Source organism: Algoriphagus aquimarinus (assembly GCF_007997215.1).
Taxonomy (GTDB): Bacteria; Bacteroidota; Bacteroidia; order Cytophagales; family Cyclobacteriaceae; genus Algoriphagus; species Algoriphagus aquimarinus_A.
On sequence record NZ_VORW01000004.1, the window covers coordinates 55,704 to 73,104 of the forward strand.

A 17,401-nucleotide genomic window follows, 5' to 3' on the forward strand; every position below is an offset into this window, starting at 1 on the left:
TTTTGAAAGATGATATGAAGATTTGCTTTCATGATAGGAATATGAAAGGTATTTTAAGATTTGCTTATGCTCAAATAAATCAAAGATAAGTTTCTAAAAATTGAATTTCCCTTAATAAAACATCCTTTAGCTGAGGGAATAGTATGAACTCATAAATCGATTCCGTAATTCTTCGAAAAACACAGTGTAGAAAGGGCTATTATTGCTATTAGCTTTCAATTTTCATTAAACCCATGAATAAAAACAAACTCTTTTTTCTCTCCATCCTAGTTCTCGTCTTCTCGGTTTCTTCCTGTAAGGGGCCTTCCTCTAAGCGGATCATTAAGCTTGGTCACGGTCTTGGGGTGACCCATCCTGTGCATGAGGCCATGCTTTATTTAGCCAAAAAAGTAGAGGAAAAGTCTGGTGGCGAAATGGTCGTAAAAATTTATCCCAATCAACAACTTGGTTCCGAGCGTGAGCTTGTAGAACTTCTTCAAATAGGAAGTTTGGGCATGACAAAAGTATCTTCTGCTGCATTAGAAGGTTTTGCTCCTACTATGCAGGTTTTTGGAATGCCGTACCTTTTTCGTGATGATGCACATCAACTTTCCGTTTTGCAAGGTGAAATAGGCAAGAAGCTTTTGCTAGATCCCCAGAAATACCTTCTTCGAGGTCTTTGCTATTACGATTCCGGCAAAAGAAGTTTTTATACTAAAGATAAGCCAGTAGAGTCACCTGCAGATCTGGCAGGTTTGAAGATCCGAGTGATGGAAAGTAATACGGCTTCCAATATGGTAAAAAGCCTTGGAGGTTCTCCTACACCCGTTTCTTATGGAGAACTTTACACTGCGCTGCAGCAAGGTATCGTCGATGGAGCTGAGAATAATGCGCCGAGTCTTTATACTTCCAAGCACTACGAAGTTTGTAAATTTTATAGCATTGACGAGCATACAGCATTGCCTGATGTAATGATCGTGAGTACCAAAGTGTGGGAAAGCCTCAGTGAGCAACAGCAAAAATGGCTACAAGAGGCAGCAGATGAATCAGCTACCTACGAATATAAAATCTGGGCTGAGGCTACGGCGGAATCTTTACGGGAATTGGAGAAAGCGGGTGTGACGATCAGCTATCCAGACAAGGAGCCATTTCGTGCGGCAGTGGAGTCTATGTACACTGACTTGAAAGTTCAGCAGCCAGAAATCTATAAAATAGTGGAGCAAATCCGCGCAGTAAAATAATCAACAACCCAATAATATTAACCTATGTTTTCACCCCATACCAAGCTAAATCTGGATAAATGGATTGGCAATTTTCTGGTCGTATTGATGGCACTCATGGTGGTCAATGTGACTTGGCAGGTGGTCTCTCGCTATGTATTTCAAAGTCCAAGTTCATTCACAGATGAACTCTCACGCTATATGTTGATCTGGGTAGGAATGCTGGGAGCTGCCTATGTTGCAGGGAAAAATGAGCATTTAGCCATTGATATTCTCCTTACTAAACTGAAGGATAAAGCACAGGATAAATTAATGATTTTGATTAATTGCTGTGTTTTGACCTTTGCTTTGGTGGTAATGGTTATTGGAGGCTCAAATCTTGTTTACCTGACTTTTGTCCTAGAGCAGAGATCAGCGGTACTGCAGATTCCTCTAGCGTATATCTACGCTATTATCCCTTTTAGCGGGCTATTGGTGATTTACTACCAACTAGTGGCTATTAAATTTTTGACAAGTATAAAAGCTACCGTGTAATGGAGATTTTAAGCGTATTAATATTAGTGATTTCCTTTCTTTTCTTTTTAGGGATTGGTGTGCCGGTAGCATGGAGTCTTGGTCTTTCCAGTATGCTAACGTTGATGGTGACAGTTCAAACTATGCCGGCAATCACAACCATCGCACAGCGTATGGGTACGGGATTAGATAGTTTTTCCTTGCTGGCAATTCCGTTTTTTATTCTCGCAGGAGAACTAATGAATCGAGGAGGAATAGCCAACCGTCTGATTGAATTTGCTAAAGCCCTTACTGGTAGAATGCGAGGCGGATTGCTACACGTAAATATTATTGCAGCCATGCTCATGGGTGCGATTGCAGGTTCAGCGGTAGCTGCAGCATCTTCTATGGGGGGTATCCTTGGTAAAAGAATGGAGAAAGAAGGTTATCCTAAAGAACTTGGAGCAGCCGTAAATATCACTTCTTCTACGACTGGATTGATCATTCCTCCGTCCAATGTGTTGATCGTTTATTCACTTGCCTCAGGTGGAGTCTCCGTTGCGGCACTATTCGTTGCAGGGTATTTGCCAGGGCTGTTAGTCGGTGGGTTGTTGATGGTGACAGCGGCGATCATGGTGAGAGTTCATAAACTTCCAGCTGGAGAAGGTTCTTCTTTTAAATTGATTTTGAAGACATTCTGGCAAGCAGTACCAAGCTTATTTTTGTTGATAGTAGTCATTGGAGGGATCATCGGAGGAGTATTTACAGCGACTGAGGCTTCAGCTATTGCCGTGGTTTATTCCCTGGTCTTGTCTATGATCTATCGAGAATTGAAGGCGAAGGACTTGCCTTCGGTATTATTGAAGGCAGCTGAGACTACAGCAGTAGTGATGCTTTTGATCGCGACGTCAATGGCGATGTCTTGGGTGATGTCGAGCGAGGACATTCCTCAAAATATCTCCAATGCGCTGTTGGGATTAAGTGACAATATTTTTGTGATTTTGATTATGATCAATTTACTGTTGCTCTTTGTGGGGATTTTTATGGATATGACTCCAGCAGTACTGATTTTCACTCCAATTTTCCTTCCAGTAGTGACAGCATTGGGTGTGGATCCAGTTCATTTTGGAATTATGATGGTCCTCAACCTATGTATAGGACTTTGTACTCCGCCTGTGGGCTCAATTCTTTTTATCGGTGTAGGGGTGGCAAATACGACTATACAAAAGATCATGAAACCCATGTTGCCATTCTATTTGGCAATGGTCTTGGCCTTGATTCTGATCATGCTATTCCCAGAAATATCACTTTGGCTACCTAGAGTGTTTGGGGTGTAGAATAGTCAGGTGATTGATGTCGCATGTCCGATGTATAATTCAAAACAAAAAACGGCAGTTTAACGACTGCTGTTTTTTGTTTTAGCCTGGTTTGATCTTTAGATGAAGATTTCCGTAAATTGTAAGTAGCTAAACAATCACGCAATGGAATCAATAACTATCCAGATATTAAATCCTAAAGTCAAAAGTATTTTAAATGATTTGGCTGATTTGGAGCTGATTTCTATTAAAACGCAGTCAAAAAGCGAAATGATTGAGCGCATTTTGAATTCATTTGAAGAGGTGAAAGCTCATGAGAAAGACGGAAAAAAGCTTAAAAACATAGTGGATGTTCTAAATGAGCTTTGAGGTTTTAGTGACAGATTCTTTTGAGAAAAGTCTTAAGAAAATCGCAAAGAAACATAAGTCAGTGAAAGGTGATTTGAGGTCGTTAGTCACTCAATTACTTGAAAACCCCACATTAGGAAAGCCCCTTGGTAAAGATTGTTTTAAAATACGTTTAGTAATATCTTCAAAAGGAAAAGGGAAATCCGGAGGAGCTAGAATAATCACTTTTGTGAAGCTTGTCAAAAACAAGATTTACTTGTTGGATATTTATGACAAATCAGAAAAGTCCTCACTAACGGATAGAGAACTAAAACTCCTGATAGGTCAGGTGTCGATCGAAGAATAGAAACATTTTCGTGTATTTTTCTCTAAACATGGAAATCTAAATTTCTAACGGAGTTCGTTTCATCCGACATCCGAGCCGCCGCGGCGCCCAGGCATCCGACATCGGTCACCAAACACCCGACATCCGACTACCTCTCCACTTCCTTCAAATTCTCAATCTTCTTATTTCTAAGGAAGCCGTTAATATCTTCGAAGTGCTCTTTCACTCGCTTATTCCCAAATTCAAATACTTTGGTCACCAGACCATCCAAGAAATCTCTATCGTGAGATACAATGATTAAAGTGCCGTCGAAAGCTTTCAGCGCATCCTTGATGATGTCCTTGGTCTTCATATCCAAGTGATTGGTAGGCTCATCGAGGATCAGCAAGTTCACCGGCTCTAGCAATAGTTTAATCATCGCCAGACGTGTTTTCTCTCCACCAGAAAGGACTTTCACTTTCTTGTTGATATCATCTCCTTTGAACATAAATGCTCCCAAAATATCTTTCACCTTCGTCCGAACTTCACCTACAGCTATGTAATCTATGGTTTCAAAAATCGTCAAGTTTTCGTCCAAAAGTGAAGCTTGGTTCTGAGCAAAATATCCGATCATGGAATTGTGACCCAATTCGCATTTACCTTCAAATTCGATTTCTCCCATAATCGCTTTGATCATGGTGGATTTACCTTCCCCGTTTTTACCGACAAAAGAGATTTTCTGGCCACGCTCTATGGTCATGGAAGCATTTTTGAACACAACATGCTCATCATATTTTTTGCTCATGTCTTCGACGATCACTGGATAGTTACCAGATCTCGGGGAAGGAGGGAAGCGGAGTTTCAAGGCAGAGCTATCTACCTCATCGACTTCTATGATATCCATTTTCTCCAGCATTTTCACGCGGGATTGCACTTGGAGCGTTTTGGAATACGTGCCTTTGAATCGGTCGATAAATCCTTGTATATCGGCAATGACAGCCTGTTGCTCTTCGTATTGCTTTTGTTGTTGCTCGCGACGTTCTCTTCTGAGTTCTAGGTAATGACTGTATTTGGCTTTGTAGTCGTACATACGACCCATAGTCAACTCAATAGTCCGCGTGGTGATATTATCCACAAATGCTCTATCGTGAGAAATCACGACTACTGCTTTGGCTTTGTTCAATAAAAAATCTTCCAGCCACTGAATCGATTCAATATCCAAGTGGTTGGTAGGCTCATCCAGAAGAATCAAATCAGGCTTTTGCAAAAGGATCTTCGCCAGCTCAATTCGCATTCTCCAGCCTCCGGAAAACTCCGAAGTAGAACGTGTCAAGTCAGCTCTTTCGAAACCTAATCCAATCAATACCTTTTCAACTTCTGCTTCATAATTCACTTCCTCGATGGCGTAGAATTTCTCAGATAACTCAGAAACTTGCTCAATCAACTTATAATATTCATCTGATTCGTAGTCCGTTCGCATGGTCAATTCCTCATTTATTCGCTCTATCTCCGTCTTCATATAGAGGTAGCTGGCGAAAGCTTTGGAAGTTTCATCCATCACTGAGCAATCATCTGAAGTCAGTAGATGCTGTGGAAGATAAGCCACAATAAAGTCCTTTGGCGCAGACACAGAACCAGAACTAGGTTTGGTCTGACCTGCAATAATCTTCAGGAGCGTGGATTTACCAGCACCGTTTTTACCCATAAGGGCGATCTTATCGGTTTCGTTGATGGCAAAAGAAATATTACTAAAGAGTGTGGAACCGCTGTGTATGACGGCGACATTATCTACTGAAATCATAAGTATTGGAAGTGAAGCGGCAAAGGTAAGAAATTGAAGATTGAAAAATTGAAAGATTAAAAAATTGCCTTTCTGTCAGGAATTGAAATGTGAACATCATTGACCTTAATAGGGGAAAGATGCTTTGCTGGTAGTATGTATACACTTTTTTTTTACTAGAAAGGGCGAAAACCATTTTGCCTGAGGTAACGGATACATTAATATAAAAAGGCTTCCAAGTATTATTTAGAAGCCTTTTGTGTAAGAATTGTATGTGTTTTTCTTACCTAAGAAATAGGTAATACGCGATGAAGGTTGTTAGTAAAGAGATGCCAAAGCTCAACGAGATGATCTTTGGATAATTAGTCACCCATTGCCCTTTTTTTGTGTTGCCTTCTATAATCAACTGCCGATTTGGTCTTACTATCTCTTGCACGAGTGCAAGACAACCTAGAAAGTAAATAGATAGAATAAGTAAAAAACTAGCTGCAATTTCCATGACATTCAAAGTTGAATCTCAAATTTAACAGCAATTCTAAAGGAACCTTTTGAAATAGAGAAACTTAACAATTTGATAATGAGAAAAAAGGTGATTCATCAGAATCACCTTTTGAATAGTCTTTAGAAGCTTATCTAATAGCTATGATGTCTGAATTGCCGTCTGGATCTCCGATAGCAGTTCCTCCGTTACTTGGAATGCCCCAGATCAATAACCCACATACGTGTGGTGATGCCATGGAAGTTCCGCTATAGCTAGCATAGCCTCCTGGTACGGTAGAAAGCACTCCTACACCTGGGGCCGCAAAATCAATTGGAGGATTGCCATAGTTAGAAAAGGATGCAAATCTATCTGAACTGTCTATGGCTGAAACAGTATAAATGTTTGTTCCGTTAGCTCTAGCAGGGGAGTGATTATTTGCATCATCTGATTCATTTCCAGCAGCAAGTGCAACTTTTACTCCAGCTCCGCCTAATGCAACAACTGCAGCGTCTAATGCTGAGGATACAGGGCCGCCCAAACTCATGTTAGCTACGTCACCTGAATTCGCATTTGCTGTAACATAATCCACTCCAGCAATCACTCCTGAATAAGATCCAGAACCTCTAGAATCCAATACTTTCACTGGCACTACAGTCACACCAGCAGCCACACCAATTACGCCTATTGAATTATTAATTGCTCCGATAGTTCCTGATACGTGTGTACCATGGCCATTGCCATCTGTGGCAAGGTCTGAATCTCTTCCACTTGAAAAAGCATTGAATCCTGCAGTGATATTCACATTTAGGTCTGGGTGGGAAGAGTCAATTCCTGAATCGATGATGTATGCCTTTTTAGAGCCTGAGTAAGTTGCTCCTCCTCCTACTCTGGTAATTCCGTAAGGAGTTTGCTGACTAGTAGATCCTCCTCCTCCACCATTTCCTGGTTTTTTACCTGATGGTGGTGCTAGTGCAATTATGCGATCAGGTTCTATTCCTTTTACTGATGGGTCTTTGGAGATGGATTCGAGTTGCTCATCAGATAGAGTGACAGCGAAACCTTGAATAGAATTTCCATAGACATAAGTCAAGTTTTCTTCGGCTATTCTATACTTTGCCAAAAGCGCAGAACTTGTTTTACGCATAGCATCCTGAGTTGCAACGTAAGATAAATCTTTCCGGAAATTTATTTCCGAAGGTTGAAAAGTAACAATGTACTTCCCAGGTATAATGTCTCCTGATTTGTATCCAACAAACTCCATTGAATCACCGGTGATTGGCGATTCGGCTTCCTGCTGACAAGAGAAAGCAAGAAACGCTAGCAGGACTCCTGCACATAGTACAGGCTTTTTCCAAAGTTGATTTGGGATGGTCATATGTAAGTGGTTATAGATTGTTATTACCTTGACTCTAAGTGATCAAGCAACATAATCTCTTCAATTAATTTGTGAAAACCAAAATTTAGTGCTCGATTAGAGTAAAAAAAAGCCCCGAATGTCGGGGCTTGGAGATTATTTTATAATGGGAGATTCTATCATCTTCCCAGTCCTAATTTTCTTATCAAGTGTATTAGCTACTTCCTCTCGATCTATTTTGATGAATCTCCCTGATGAAGGGACACCTGTGATTTGCTCGATGGCTGTTCTGAGCATTATCTCATTTACATCTCCCAATGATTTAAGTCTCTCAGTATTTTCATTGATAGCTATGTTTGGTGTGAATCCTGTGCTGTAATCCGATTGATCCAAACTATTGAAGCTTTGCGTTACGATCGGTAACAAGCCATAAGCATTGTCAGGATTTTTTTCATCTTCAATCGCGATTGAACCTACGTTTTTACCGTAAGTGACAGCACCTATAAGAAAGACATCCATGTAGGGCTTTAGTCCATTGATAATTAATTCCGATGCTGAAGCTGTTCCGCCAGAGGTTAGAACATAGAGACGGCTATCGTTTAAGGTATTGCCAAGGTTTTGAGCTTTATTCAAAAACGCGGTTTTCACGCTGCTCAATGCGGGTATTTCTGAAGCAAGTAACTTGTTGTATTTGGTTTTTGAGAAAATGTCAGAGCTAGTAACTCCAGGAGCTATTAGGCTAGCTAGATTTACGGCAGAGGATACGTACCCACCACCATTGTAGCGAAGATCCAATACTAAATTGTTTACATTTTCTGCCTTCAATTTGGCAAAAATAGCATCCATTTCATTGTCATACTTTGTGTTGTCCGAAGCAGTGCCTGGGGCAAAAAAGTTGTAAATCACATATCCGATTTTTTGATTATTTATCGTGTATACTGTGTCAAGAAAATTAGGGTCTTCCGAGAATTCCACTGGTGTAATCGAAATATCATCCATTGCCACATATGCTCCAGCTTCGTCGCTATATCGCAATGGTTTAATAGTATGGGTAGTTTCAGTTTCATCCAGAAGCTCTCTATAATTATTTACAGTTATCTGTTTTCCGTTTATAGCTACAATCGCATCACCACGCTTCAAATCTTTAGATGCAGCTGGACTGTTTTTCTTTACATAAAGAACCTCAGCGTAGACGTCGTCGGAATCAGGGATTCTGTACAATTTAAATTCGTATCCGGGATCTAAAGAAATTCCGCTCAGCGAGTTTATCAGTTCTTGATAATCTGGATAAATTACTGAAAAACGATCTGTAGGAGTGTAGAGTAAGGATTTGAAGTAATCCGTAGGGTCAGAAGTCGCTGCGATTGGAGTGCCTAGATTAAGTCTCCAATAGTAAACTTCATCCATCACATCATAAATCCAATTGTTGATTTCTTCTTCTAGCGTGAGTTCAGCGTCGATAACAGGATCTTTATCATCGTCTTTGTTACAGCTCCAAAGTAATCCACTTAGAATTACAAAGAAGAAAGCTCTTGAGAGTAGGGTAGATTTCATATTTGGGAAGTTTGGATAATTACAAACGTAGCATTTGCAATTCCGGTTGATTAAGACAAGAAATATTAATAAGTAGAACCATAAGACACGTCATGTGTTTGACTGTCCAGTAGCTCTCCATTTTCGCATTTTAATACACGATATGGGTACTTACGAAGTAAATCATAATTATGGGTTGCCATTAATATAGCAGTTCCCTTTTTATTAATCTCTTGGAAAAGTTTGAAGATGCCATCTGCTACATCTGGGTCAAGATTTCCAGTAGGCTCATCAGCCAGTAAAATCGATGGCTCATTTAGCAAAGCTCTCGCGATCACTACACGTTGTTGCTCTCCGCCGGATAATTGGTGAGGCATTTTGCTAGAAGCATTATTTAACCCTACTAAAAGCAGTACTTCAGCCATTCGTTCATTGATTTTTGCTTTGTCTTTCCAACCTGTGGCTCTCATGACAAATGCTAGATTTTCAGCTACAGAGCGATCATTGAAGAGTTGGAAATCTTGAAAAATGATCCCGATTTTCCTTCTTAGAAATGGGATCTCTTTGGTCTTAATATTTTCCAGGTTAAATCCTGCTACCTCAGCACTTCCACTTCTTAACTCAAGATCTGCATAGAGTGTTTTTAATAAGGAGCTTTTGCCGCTACCAGTTCTTCCGATTAGAAACACAAATTCGTGCTGCTCTACCGAAAAATTCACATTGGTAAGTATAGGGTCTATTCCCTGAAAGATCGTCGCCTGGTTTACCTGAAGTACAGGCTGAGTACTGAAGTCCATTCTTATAATTCTAATTTTTGCAATTTCCCAAAAGGAAGACCTTTGATTAACGCTTCAAGTTCTTCTTCCTTTCCTTCCAGACCAAATTTCTCTATTTTTTTCAAGGGTCTATCGGCCCTGAAATAGGCAACCAATACAAAGTTTTCATCTCTGATCTGTATGTAATCAGGGATTTTCGCTTTGCCTTTTACTTTGATAATATACATAGGGGGAATTAAAAAAAGACCGACAGTAGCCGGTCTTTCATGTGTTATTTTCCAGCTGCCTTCGCGTGATCTGCCAAAAATGTTGCCAAACCAGAATCGGTAAGTGGATGATTTAACAAGCCAGTGATTACTTTCAATGGACAAGTCACTACGTCAGCACCAGCTTCAGCACATTTCAATAAGTGCATGGTATGTCTTACAGACGCTGCAAGAACTTCAGTCTCAAATCCGTAATTGCCATAGATATGAACGATCTGAGCGATAAGATCCATCCCGTCAAAACCGATGTCATCTAGTCTGCCTATAAAAGGAGATACGTATGATGCTCCTGCTTTTGCCGCCAAAAGAGCTTGACCTGCAGAGAAAATTAATGTACAGTTTGTACGGATTCCCTCGTTGCTGAAATATTTAAGCGCTTTCACACCGTCTTTGATCATCGGGATTTTCACTACGATCTTGTCATCGATCTTCGCAAGTTCTTTACCTTCTCTGATCATTCCTTCGTAATCTGTAGAGATTACTTCAGCACTTACTTTATCATCTACGATTTCACAGATCGCTTTGTAGTGAGCTCTTACTTTTTCGTCCCCACTGATGCCTTCTTTGGCCATTAGGGAAGGATTGGTTGTTACACCGTCTAAAACACCTAGGTCATAAGCTTCGCGAATGTCATCTAGGTTGGCTGTGTCAATAAAGAATTTCATGTTTGAATTGTTTAATAGGTATGGAAACCTCTTTTCTCAGGTTTTGTTATTCCTGTCTTTCTTTAAAAACAGGGCAAAAGCCATTTAAAAAGCATGATTCCAAATGGATTTGATTGTGAAAACAAAGTTAGAAGATAAATCAAGATTTAGAACCTGATTGGAGAGGTGAGGCAAAAAACATTGAAGAATTAACACTTCAAAAGTTGGTGTGAAGTGGTGAAGAGAAAAATTGTAAGTAGTTAGTGGTGAGCTATGAGTAGTGTTTTGACTACTTTTGAGTCAGTTCGTCATTATAACTATCGGGATTGAAGGTGTTGTCAATGATCAAATTCAATGAGCAATTGCCAATTTGAAAAAGAAAGTCTCTATAGCTAAAGAGGGTGAAGTGAGGTTTTGTAGAGTTCGTGTCCCATATGGTTAATTGATTTCCATAAAAAATTTAGGACAAAAAAGAAGCGGCATCGCACCGCTCAACCACCTACCCTTGCTTCCTTCCGGACCTGGGGGATTCAGCAGGAGCTGGTCGTGCCGCCGGGACAAAAGTAAGGAGAAAATTATTCTTTCCAATAATCTTACTCCGGATTGCAGAATCAGCCGCTTTTAGCGCTGACAGTGAGGAACATTAATTTCAAATTTGAGATTTCAAATTTGAAATTACTTCGTTTTCGCAAGATGCATCTGGAATTCCAGGACATTACAATGGATGAATTCATCCTCTGCAAGATCCTCAAAAATATCCTCGTCAAACTCCATTTCTGTTTTTTCTATTTTTCCGTCGGGATGAACGATCAATTCAATCCCAGTAAATGTGCCAGAATCTACTTGTACTAATACTTGGTAATCGTCAAAAACTCGTTTGAAATATTGTGGAAATGCCTTTGCCATAATTTTTTTTTCATAAAAATAGCCAATCATTTTTGACTTTAATTGGAGGAATAATAAGAGGTAGTGTAGACTTGATAGTATTCATCAGATGGGCTTAGGGTTTCTTTCACTCTGTCAAATACATAAAATGCTTGAAGGAGGAAGTCCTTCTCTCCGTAGGTCTTTGCATAGCCAATTCCTTGATTTTTCACGTTAAAAAGCACACCGTATGGGCCGATTATTTCATAACCATTGGCATTTCGCTTTCTTTTTAGCTTGATTGTTTCACCGTCTTTGAATTCAAATCGTGCAGTTCCAAAAAAGTAGCTTCCTTTACCTCGAGCGATTTCCTCGTTGGTTTGTTTATCGACTATTCTTGCATTGTGAATGCTCTGCGCATCTTTATTATAGAAAAAGCGCAACTCTGTAGATTCACTTTTTAGATCCGCAAAGCGGTACCCTTGATCTATGTTTAGATTGGTTTGCTTTCCTGCTTCATCTCCGTACTTTATCTGATGAGCTGGTGTACTCCATGTAGGATTGCTTTGGGAATAGGCACTTGAGGTAAGTAAAAGTGCAACAATTGCGAATAAAAATCTCATAACGTTGTTTTTTGAACCTAATGGTTTTCACGGTTTTATACTCAGTAAGTTTTAAAGGATTGAGTATAACAATTCGATTTTTTTGAAAAAAAACAAAAAGATGCTTTGTACTTAACAATCCCTTTCTAAATTTGCTCTCATTCTTATGAAAACAATCGCAAACAAAAACTGGTGGTGGCATTCTTACTCTTTCCAAAAGGAAGTTTAGAAAGCCCCTGCATTTAATTTTGCGTTACGACATAGTATAAAAGGCTTACTGGATTTCCGGTAAGCCTTTTTTCATTATAAAAATCCACAAAATGACTCAAGTGAAATTTCCCATACTAACTACCTACCGGAAGAGATTGGCAGATACGATCACGCCGGTAAGCATTTATTTGCAGATCAGAGATCGCTTTGCCAATCCAATCTTGCTTGAGAGTTCAGACTATCATGGACACGAAAACAGCTATTCCTATATCTGTTTTAATCCTCTGGCTACATTCACTTTCAATGATGGTATGGTGGTCGAGAACCTACCTTTTGGCAAAAAAGAGTCATATGAAGTGAGTTCTAATCAAAAGCTAATGCAGTGCTTGCGTGCCTTCGGTAGCAAGTTTGATGTAGCTCCAGACAATTTCAAATTTAGTTCAAATGGTCTTTTTGGATACATCCAATATGATACGGTAGCCTATTTTGAAGATATTAATCTAAAGAACACGACTCCCACAGAAGTGCCGATGATGCAATATTCGGTCTACCAAAATGTAATCGTAGTAGATCATTATAAAAATGAATTGCATCTGCTGGAGCACAGAGTAGCTGGAGCGGAAAATGTGGAAAGAATGGAAGAAATTGAACGTCTACTTACCAACAAGAACATTCCGAGTTACTCTTTCCAGCGTATAGGGGAAGAAGAATCAAATTATACAGACGAGGAATTCTTAAAGATTTTGAATCAGGGCCGTGAGCATTGTTTCAAAGGAGATGTCTTCCAGATTGTCCTTTCACGTCGATTTAGTACGGCTTTCAAAGGGGATGAATTCAATGTGTATCGTGCGCTTAGATCTGTCAATCCTTCTCCTTATTTATTCTACTTCGACTATGGCTCCTTCAAGGTTTTTGGAAGTTCTCCAGAAGCTCAGATTGTGGTTAAGGATAAAAAAGCAACGATTTATCCAATTGCAGGTACTTTTCGCAGAACGGGCAATGATCTAGAAGATGCGAAGCTTGCCAGAAAGCTCTACGATGATCCAAAGGAAAACTCAGAGCATGTGATGCTGGTAGATCTAGCAAGAAATGACCTGAGCAGATCTTCCGAAAAAGTCACCGTGGATGTTTTCAAAGAAATTCAATATTATTCACACGTAATTCATCTGGTATCCAAAGTGACTGGGGAATTGCCAGAAAACACCAATCCACTTCAACTCGTAGCGGATACATTTCCCGCAGGGACACTTTCGGGAGCTCCAAAATACCGAGCGATGGAATTGATCGATGAGCTTGAGAATGTTTCCAGAACATTTTATGGTGGAGCTATCGGTTATTTGGGATTCAATGGAGATTTCAATCACGCGATATTGATCCGGTCCTTTGTTTCAGAAAACAATCAACTTAGATTTCAAGCGGGGGCTGGTGTTGTTGCCAAATCTACCATTCCATCCGAATTGCAGGAAGTCGCCAATAAGTTGGAAGCGCTGAGAGTTGCACTTCGCACCGCGGAAGCCATCTGATTGGAAAATTGCAAGATTTTAATATTGAAAAATTATGGCAAAATATGAGCGGTTTGAAGATTTACCCGTTTGGCAACACGCTATCAGAATAGGGGTGAGAATATATCAACTAGTGGAGTCAGAAAAATTAGCTAAAGACTATCGTGCCAAAGATCAATTAATAGGGTCTGCAATTTCGGTTTCAAATAATATAGCGGAAGGTTTTGAATACAATCGAAATCGCCAGTTTATCCGCTATTTAGAAATATCAAAAGGATCTGCGGGAGAGCTCCGTAGCCAGTTGTTTTTGTTGCTTTCTGCAGGAAAAATAGATGAACAGACTTACCAAGAATCTACCTGGAATTAATTGACATGTCAAGTGAATTAAAAGGTTTAATCAAATACCTAAATGAATTTGAAGATAGAAAAAGGAAAGGAGGGTAACTCTGGATAATCTTTCGATTTTCCAATATTCTAATCTTTCAATCTTCAACTATTTCAATTAATTAAAATGAAAATACTCGTCCTCGATAATTACGATTCCTTTACCTACAACCTGGTTTATATCGTCCGCCAACTTGGCTACGGAGCAGACATGGATGTCTTTCGAAATGACAAGATCAGCTTGGAGGATGTGGGGAACTACGATAAAATCATACTCTCGCCAGGACCAGGTGTCCCGGAGGATGCGGGTATTATGCCTGAGCTTTTGAAAAAATATGCCGCTACCAAGTCTATCCTAGGAGTTTGTCTTGGACATCAAGCTATCGGCGAAGCTTTTGGTGGTGACCTGACTAACCTTTCGGAGGTGCTGCATGGTGTGGCTTCTACGGTTAAAGTAGAAGAAGACTTGCTTTTCAAAGACGTTCCCGATACTTTTAGTATTGGCAGATATCACTCTTGGGTTATCAATGAGAATACCCTTTCTCCAGACCTGGAAGTGATCGCGCGAACACCGGATAAGCAGATCATGGCGATTCGACACAAAAAGTACGATGTACGAGGATTGCAGTTTCACCCGGAAAGCATTCTGACTGAAAATGGAGTCCAGATTATCAAAAACTGGATGGAGAGCTAAGAAATAGGATCACCCAAACAATACCCACAACCATGAAATGAGCTTAAGAAATTTTTCATTAACAGATCAAGTTAAGATGAGGACTGCTTTTAAGCGCATTATATCTGACCTAAAAAATCAAAAAACAAACAGATGAAAGAAATATTAAACCATCTCATCGAGCACCGCACGCTTACCCGAGAAGATGCCCGTGAAGTATTGAAAAACATCACTTCCGGCACCTACAATCAGAGTCAAATTGCGGCCTTTATGACTGTGTATATGATGCGTAGTATTACCGTAGAGGAGCTTTCAGGTTTTCGAGATGCGATGCTGGAGCGTTGCATTCCTGTGGAAATAGCTGAATATGATGCTATGGATCTTTGTGGCACTGGCGGAGATGGTAAAGACACGTTTAATATATCTACCCTTTCATCTTTCGTAGTAGCCGGAGCTGGTCAGAATGTTGCCAAGCACGGGAATACTGGCGTCTCTTCAATCTGTGGATCTTCAAACTTACTGGCATATTTTGGTTATGAATTTACCAGCGACATGGACAAAATCCGTCAAAGTCTCGATGAAGTTGGAATTTGCTTCCTGCATGCGCCGCTTTTTCACCCAGCTATGAAACATGTAGGGCCAATCAGAAAAGATCTTGGGGTAAAAACCTTCTTTAATATGCTTGGTCCGATGGTGAATCCGAGTTTCCCTAAAAAACAATTGGTGGGTGTATTCAGTCTGGAACTTGCCAGACTTTATGGATACTTATATCAGGAAATGCAGGGTAGATTTTCCATACTTCATGCCTTAGATGGCTACGATGAGATTTCTTTGACAGGGGATTTTAAAATGATTTCCAATGAAGGGGAAAAAGTTTTAAAGCCAGAGAATTTGGGTCTGGAAAAGCTAAAAGCAGAGTCAATCAGAGGTGGGGACACTATTCAAGAATCTGCTAAAATCTTTGAAAATATATTGAAAGGAAAAGGTACCAAGAGTCAAAACGCTGTAGTGTTTGCTAATTCAGCAGCGGCATTGGTCACTGCCGAAGAAGGACTTACTTTTCCAGATGCTGTCGCAAAAGCTGAAGAAGTATTGCTTTCAGGCAAAGCGTTGAACGTATTTGAAGGTCTTGTCAATCCTAAAACCAGTGTCTCTTTAGCGTAAAATCATATGAACATTCTAGATAAAATTATTGCTCAAAAGTACATTGAAGTTGCTGAGAGAAGCAGTTTGGCTCCAGTGAAACTTTTGGAGAAAAGCCCCTTTTTCGAAGGAAAAGTGGTGTCAATGAAGAAGTATGTGTGTGATCCTGAGAAGTCAGGAATTATCTCTGAATTCAAAAGAAAATCACCATCCAAAGGACTGATCAATGGTGCTGCATCAGTGGAAGCTGTAAGTATTGGTTACATGCAGGCTGGAGCTTCAGCCTTATCGATTTTGACGGATACAGATTTCTTCGGAGGTAGCAATGCTGATTTGAAGGAGGCGCGAAAGTTCAACTTTTGTCCGATTCTCAGAAAGGATTTTGTGGTGGATGAATACCAGATTCTCGAAGCAAAATCTATAGGTGCCGACTGTATTCTGTTAATCGCTGCAGCTCTTGAACCGGCTAGATTGAAAGAATTGGCTGCTTTTGCAAAAAGCCTTGGGCTGGAAGTATTGATGGAAGTGCATGACGGCGAAGAATTGGACCGAAGTCTCTGTGAGGACTTGGATCTAGTAGGAGTGAATAATCGTAACCTTAAAACTTTCGACGTGTCGCTTGATATCTCTATGGAATTGGTGAGTCGCATTCCTTCATCTTTTGTGAAAATATCCGAAAGTGGGATCTCCTCGCCAGAGACGTTGGTGACGCTTAAAAAAGCAGGATTCGATGGTTTCTTAATCGGTGAGAATTTCATGAAATTTTCTCGTCCCGAACAAGCAGCTTACACTTTTATCAAAGAGTATAAGAAGTTGCTGGCGAAAGAAACAGCGCTGAACAACGCCTGATCTATCGAAAAACTAAAAAGATACAGATGCAAATCAAAGTCTGTGGCATGCGTGAGCGGGAGAATATCCTAGCATTGGAGCGGGAAATTGCTCCGGATTGGATGGGGTTGATTTTCTATCCCAAGTCTGCTCGTTTTGTAAATAATGCAGAATCGTTGCCAAAGACAAACCTTCGGAAGGTTGGCGTGTTTGTCAATGAAAGTGAAGAAGAGATACTGAAGAAGGTTGGTGAATATGGGCTTTCAGCGATTCAATTGCATGGCAAAGAGTCGGTGGAGTTTGTGGAAGCTTTGGCACAGAAAACGAAAAAGGAAATCTGGAAAGTCATCTCTGTGAAAGACACGATTGATTGGGATTCATTGAGGGGATATTTGCCATTTATCAGCAAGTTTCTTTTCGATACAGCCACCGTCGCGCATGGAGGATCTGGGAAGAAGTTTGATTGGAGCGTATTGGAATCCTATCCTTTTGACAAGGGATTTTTGCTCAGTGGAGGATTGGATGAGTCATGTGCGGACGAAGTTTTGGCCTTGGTTGCAAAAGTGCCACAGCTGGAAGGAGTGGATTTAAACTCCAAGTTTGAGGTCGAGCCAGCATTGAAGAATATTGAAAAACTGAAGAGTTTTAAGAAAAGGTTACTTGGTCAGGAAGAAAAACCAACAACCGATAACTAACAACAAG

Annotated in this window: 19 protein-coding genes and 1 other RNA gene; 11 read left to right on the top strand and 9 right to left on the bottom strand. The window is 40.2% G+C overall.

The window, feature by feature from the left end:
* Window positions 1-233 precede the first annotated feature (233 nt).
* From ESV85_RS08955 to ESV85_RS08975, 5 genes are all read left to right on the top strand, one after another.
* Entirely contained in the window at window positions 234-1,220 is a 987-nt protein-coding gene (locus tag ESV85_RS08955) for a TRAP transporter substrate-binding protein (protein WP_146916762.1), read from the top strand.
* 24 nt (window positions 1,221-1,244) lie between these two features.
* The gene (locus ESV85_RS08960; RefSeq protein ID WP_146916763.1) at window positions 1,245-1,733 is read left to right on the top strand and encodes a TRAP transporter small permease; all 489 of its coding nucleotides are present in this window, start codon (window positions 1,245-1,247) and stop codon (window positions 1,731-1,733) included.
* A complete protein-coding gene (locus tag ESV85_RS08965) occupies window positions 1,733-3,028 on the top strand; it encodes a TRAP transporter large permease (protein WP_146916765.1) in 1,296 nt (431 codons plus the stop codon). The genes ESV85_RS08960 and ESV85_RS08965 overlap by 1 nt, the downstream gene beginning before the upstream one ends.
* A 144-nt stretch (window positions 3,029-3,172) precedes the next feature.
* On the top strand, window positions 3,173-3,376 hold the full coding sequence (locus tag ESV85_RS08970; protein ID WP_146916767.1) for a hypothetical protein: 204 nt from the start codon (window positions 3,173-3,175) through the stop codon (window positions 3,374-3,376).
* On the top strand, window positions 3,366-3,701 hold the full coding sequence (locus ESV85_RS08975; protein WP_146916769.1) for a type II toxin-antitoxin system RelE family toxin: 336 nt from the start codon (window positions 3,366-3,368) through the stop codon (window positions 3,699-3,701). The genes ESV85_RS08970 and ESV85_RS08975 overlap by 11 nt, the downstream gene beginning before the upstream one ends.
* 127 nt (window positions 3,702-3,828) lie before the next feature.
* Here the strand turns inward: ESV85_RS08975 and ESV85_RS08980 are convergent, their stop codons facing one another.
* The 9 genes from ESV85_RS08980 to ESV85_RS09020 form a co-directional block, all read right to left on the bottom strand.
* Window positions 3,829-5,460 carry an ABC-F family ATP-binding cassette domain-containing protein gene (locus ESV85_RS08980; protein ID WP_146916770.1) on the bottom strand — a complete coding sequence of 544 codons (1,632 nt, stop codon included), beginning with the start codon at window positions 5,458-5,460 and terminating at the stop codon, window positions 3,829-3,831.
* Between the two features lie 608 nt (window positions 5,461-6,068).
* The gene (locus tag ESV85_RS08985) at window positions 6,069-7,295 is read right to left on the bottom strand and encodes a S8 family peptidase (protein WP_146916772.1); all 1,227 of its coding nucleotides are present in this window, start codon (window positions 7,293-7,295) and stop codon (window positions 6,069-6,071) included.
* A 135-nt stretch (window positions 7,296-7,430) separates the two neighbouring features.
* Entirely contained in the window at window positions 7,431-8,828 is a 1,398-nt protein-coding gene (locus tag ESV85_RS08990) for a S41 family peptidase (protein ID WP_146916774.1), read from the bottom strand.
* 65 nt (window positions 8,829-8,893) lie between these two features.
* Window positions 8,894-9,604: a cell division ATP-binding protein FtsE gene (locus ESV85_RS08995; protein WP_146916776.1), complete on the bottom strand. Its 711-nt coding sequence runs from the start codon at window positions 9,602-9,604 to the stop codon at window positions 8,894-8,896.
* A 2-nt stretch (window positions 9,605-9,606) separates the two neighbouring features.
* Complete coding sequence (locus tag ESV85_RS09000; protein ID WP_092896667.1) at window positions 9,607-9,810, bottom strand: fructose-6-phosphate aldolase; 204 nt, start codon at window positions 9,808-9,810, stop codon at window positions 9,607-9,609.
* A 44-nt stretch (window positions 9,811-9,854) separates the two neighbouring features.
* A complete protein-coding gene (fsa, locus tag ESV85_RS09005) occupies window positions 9,855-10,514 on the bottom strand; it encodes a fructose-6-phosphate aldolase (RefSeq protein WP_146916778.1) in 660 nt (219 codons plus the stop codon).
* A gap of 449 nt (window positions 10,515-10,963) precedes the next feature.
* Window positions 10,964-11,049: signal recognition particle sRNA small type (gene ffs, locus ESV85_RS09010), an RNA gene on the bottom strand.
* Between the two features lie 119 nt (window positions 11,050-11,168).
* Window positions 11,169-11,399: a hypothetical protein gene (locus ESV85_RS09015; protein WP_146916779.1), complete on the bottom strand. Its 231-nt coding sequence runs from the start codon at window positions 11,397-11,399 to the stop codon at window positions 11,169-11,171.
* Between the two features lie 38 nt (window positions 11,400-11,437).
* Entirely contained in the window at window positions 11,438-11,980 is a 543-nt protein-coding gene (locus ESV85_RS09020) for a hypothetical protein (RefSeq protein WP_146916781.1), read from the bottom strand.
* Between the two features lie 299 nt (window positions 11,981-12,279).
* Between ESV85_RS09020 and ESV85_RS09025 the strand changes: the two genes are divergently transcribed.
* The 6 genes from ESV85_RS09025 (at window position 12,280) to ESV85_RS09050 (ending at window position 17,394) form a co-directional block, all read left to right on the top strand.
* Entirely contained in the window at window positions 12,280-13,692 is a 1,413-nt protein-coding gene (locus ESV85_RS09025) for an anthranilate synthase component I family protein (RefSeq protein WP_146916783.1), read from the top strand.
* A 34-nt stretch (window positions 13,693-13,726) separates the two neighbouring features.
* Window positions 13,727-14,038: a four helix bundle protein gene (locus ESV85_RS09030; RefSeq protein ID WP_223275954.1), complete on the top strand. Its 312-nt coding sequence runs from the start codon at window positions 13,727-13,729 to the stop codon at window positions 14,036-14,038.
* Between the two features lie 144 nt (window positions 14,039-14,182).
* Complete coding sequence (locus tag ESV85_RS09035; RefSeq protein WP_146916785.1) at window positions 14,183-14,749, top strand: anthranilate synthase component II; 567 nt, start codon at window positions 14,183-14,185, stop codon at window positions 14,747-14,749.
* 132 nt (window positions 14,750-14,881) lie between these two features.
* Window positions 14,882-15,892: an anthranilate phosphoribosyltransferase gene (gene trpD / locus ESV85_RS09040; RefSeq protein ID WP_146916787.1), complete on the top strand. Its 1,011-nt coding sequence runs from the start codon at window positions 14,882-14,884 to the stop codon at window positions 15,890-15,892.
* Between the two features lie 6 nt (window positions 15,893-15,898).
* The gene (gene trpC / locus ESV85_RS09045; protein ID WP_146916789.1) at window positions 15,899-16,720 is read left to right on the top strand and encodes an indole-3-glycerol phosphate synthase TrpC; all 822 of its coding nucleotides are present in this window, start codon (window positions 15,899-15,901) and stop codon (window positions 16,718-16,720) included.
* 26 nt (window positions 16,721-16,746) lie between these two features.
* Window positions 16,747-17,394 (top strand): phosphoribosylanthranilate isomerase, encoded by a 648-nt coding sequence (locus tag ESV85_RS09050; protein ID WP_146916790.1) that lies wholly within the window; start codon window positions 16,747-16,749, stop codon window positions 17,392-17,394.
* Window positions 17,395-17,401 lie beyond the last annotated feature (7 nt).

Coding starts and splice junctions, on each gene's coding strand:
- ESV85_RS08955 (WP_146916762.1), top strand. CDS start 234: ATGAATAAAAACAAACTCTTTTTTCTCTCCATCCTAGTTCTCGTCTTC.
- ESV85_RS08960 (WP_146916763.1), top strand. CDS start 1,245: ATGTTTTCACCCCATACCAAGCTAAATCTGGATAAATGGATTGGCAAT.
- ESV85_RS08965 (WP_146916765.1), top strand. CDS start 1,733: ATGGAGATTTTAAGCGTATTAATATTAGTGATTTCCTTTCTTTTCTTT.
- ESV85_RS08970 (WP_146916767.1), top strand. CDS start 3,173: ATGGAATCAATAACTATCCAGATATTAAATCCTAAAGTCAAAAGTATT.
- ESV85_RS08975 (WP_146916769.1), top strand. CDS start 3,366: ATGAGCTTTGAGGTTTTAGTGACAGATTCTTTTGAGAAAAGTCTTAAG.
- ESV85_RS08980 (WP_146916770.1), bottom strand. CDS start 5,460: ATGATTTCAGTAGATAATGTCGCCGTCATACACAGCGGTTCCACACTC.
- ESV85_RS08985 (WP_146916772.1), bottom strand. CDS start 7,295: ATGACCATCCCAAATCAACTTTGGAAAAAGCCTGTACTATGTGCAGGA.
- ESV85_RS08990 (WP_146916774.1), bottom strand. CDS start 8,828: ATGAAATCTACCCTACTCTCAAGAGCTTTCTTCTTTGTAATTCTAAGT.
- ESV85_RS08995 (WP_146916776.1), bottom strand. CDS start 9,604: ATGGACTTCAGTACTCAGCCTGTACTTCAGGTAAACCAGGCGACGATC.
- ESV85_RS09000 (WP_092896667.1), bottom strand. CDS start 9,810: ATGTATATTATCAAAGTAAAAGGCAAAGCGAAAATCCCTGATTACATA.
- fsa (WP_146916778.1), bottom strand. CDS start 10,514: ATGAAATTCTTTATTGACACAGCCAACCTAGATGACATTCGCGAAGCT.
- ESV85_RS09015 (WP_146916779.1), bottom strand. CDS start 11,399: ATGGCAAAGGCATTTCCACAATATTTCAAACGAGTTTTTGACGATTAC.
- ESV85_RS09020 (WP_146916781.1), bottom strand. CDS start 11,980: ATGAGATTTTTATTCGCAATTGTTGCACTTTTACTTACCTCAAGTGCC.
- ESV85_RS09025 (WP_146916783.1), top strand. CDS start 12,280: ATGACTCAAGTGAAATTTCCCATACTAACTACCTACCGGAAGAGATTG.
- ESV85_RS09030 (WP_223275954.1), top strand. CDS start 13,727: ATGGCAAAATATGAGCGGTTTGAAGATTTACCCGTTTGGCAACACGCT.
- ESV85_RS09035 (WP_146916785.1), top strand. CDS start 14,183: ATGAAAATACTCGTCCTCGATAATTACGATTCCTTTACCTACAACCTG.
- trpD (WP_146916787.1), top strand. CDS start 14,882: ATGAAAGAAATATTAAACCATCTCATCGAGCACCGCACGCTTACCCGA.
- trpC (WP_146916789.1), top strand. CDS start 15,899: ATGAACATTCTAGATAAAATTATTGCTCAAAAGTACATTGAAGTTGCT.
- ESV85_RS09050 (WP_146916790.1), top strand. CDS start 16,747: ATGCAAATCAAAGTCTGTGGCATGCGTGAGCGGGAGAATATCCTAGCA.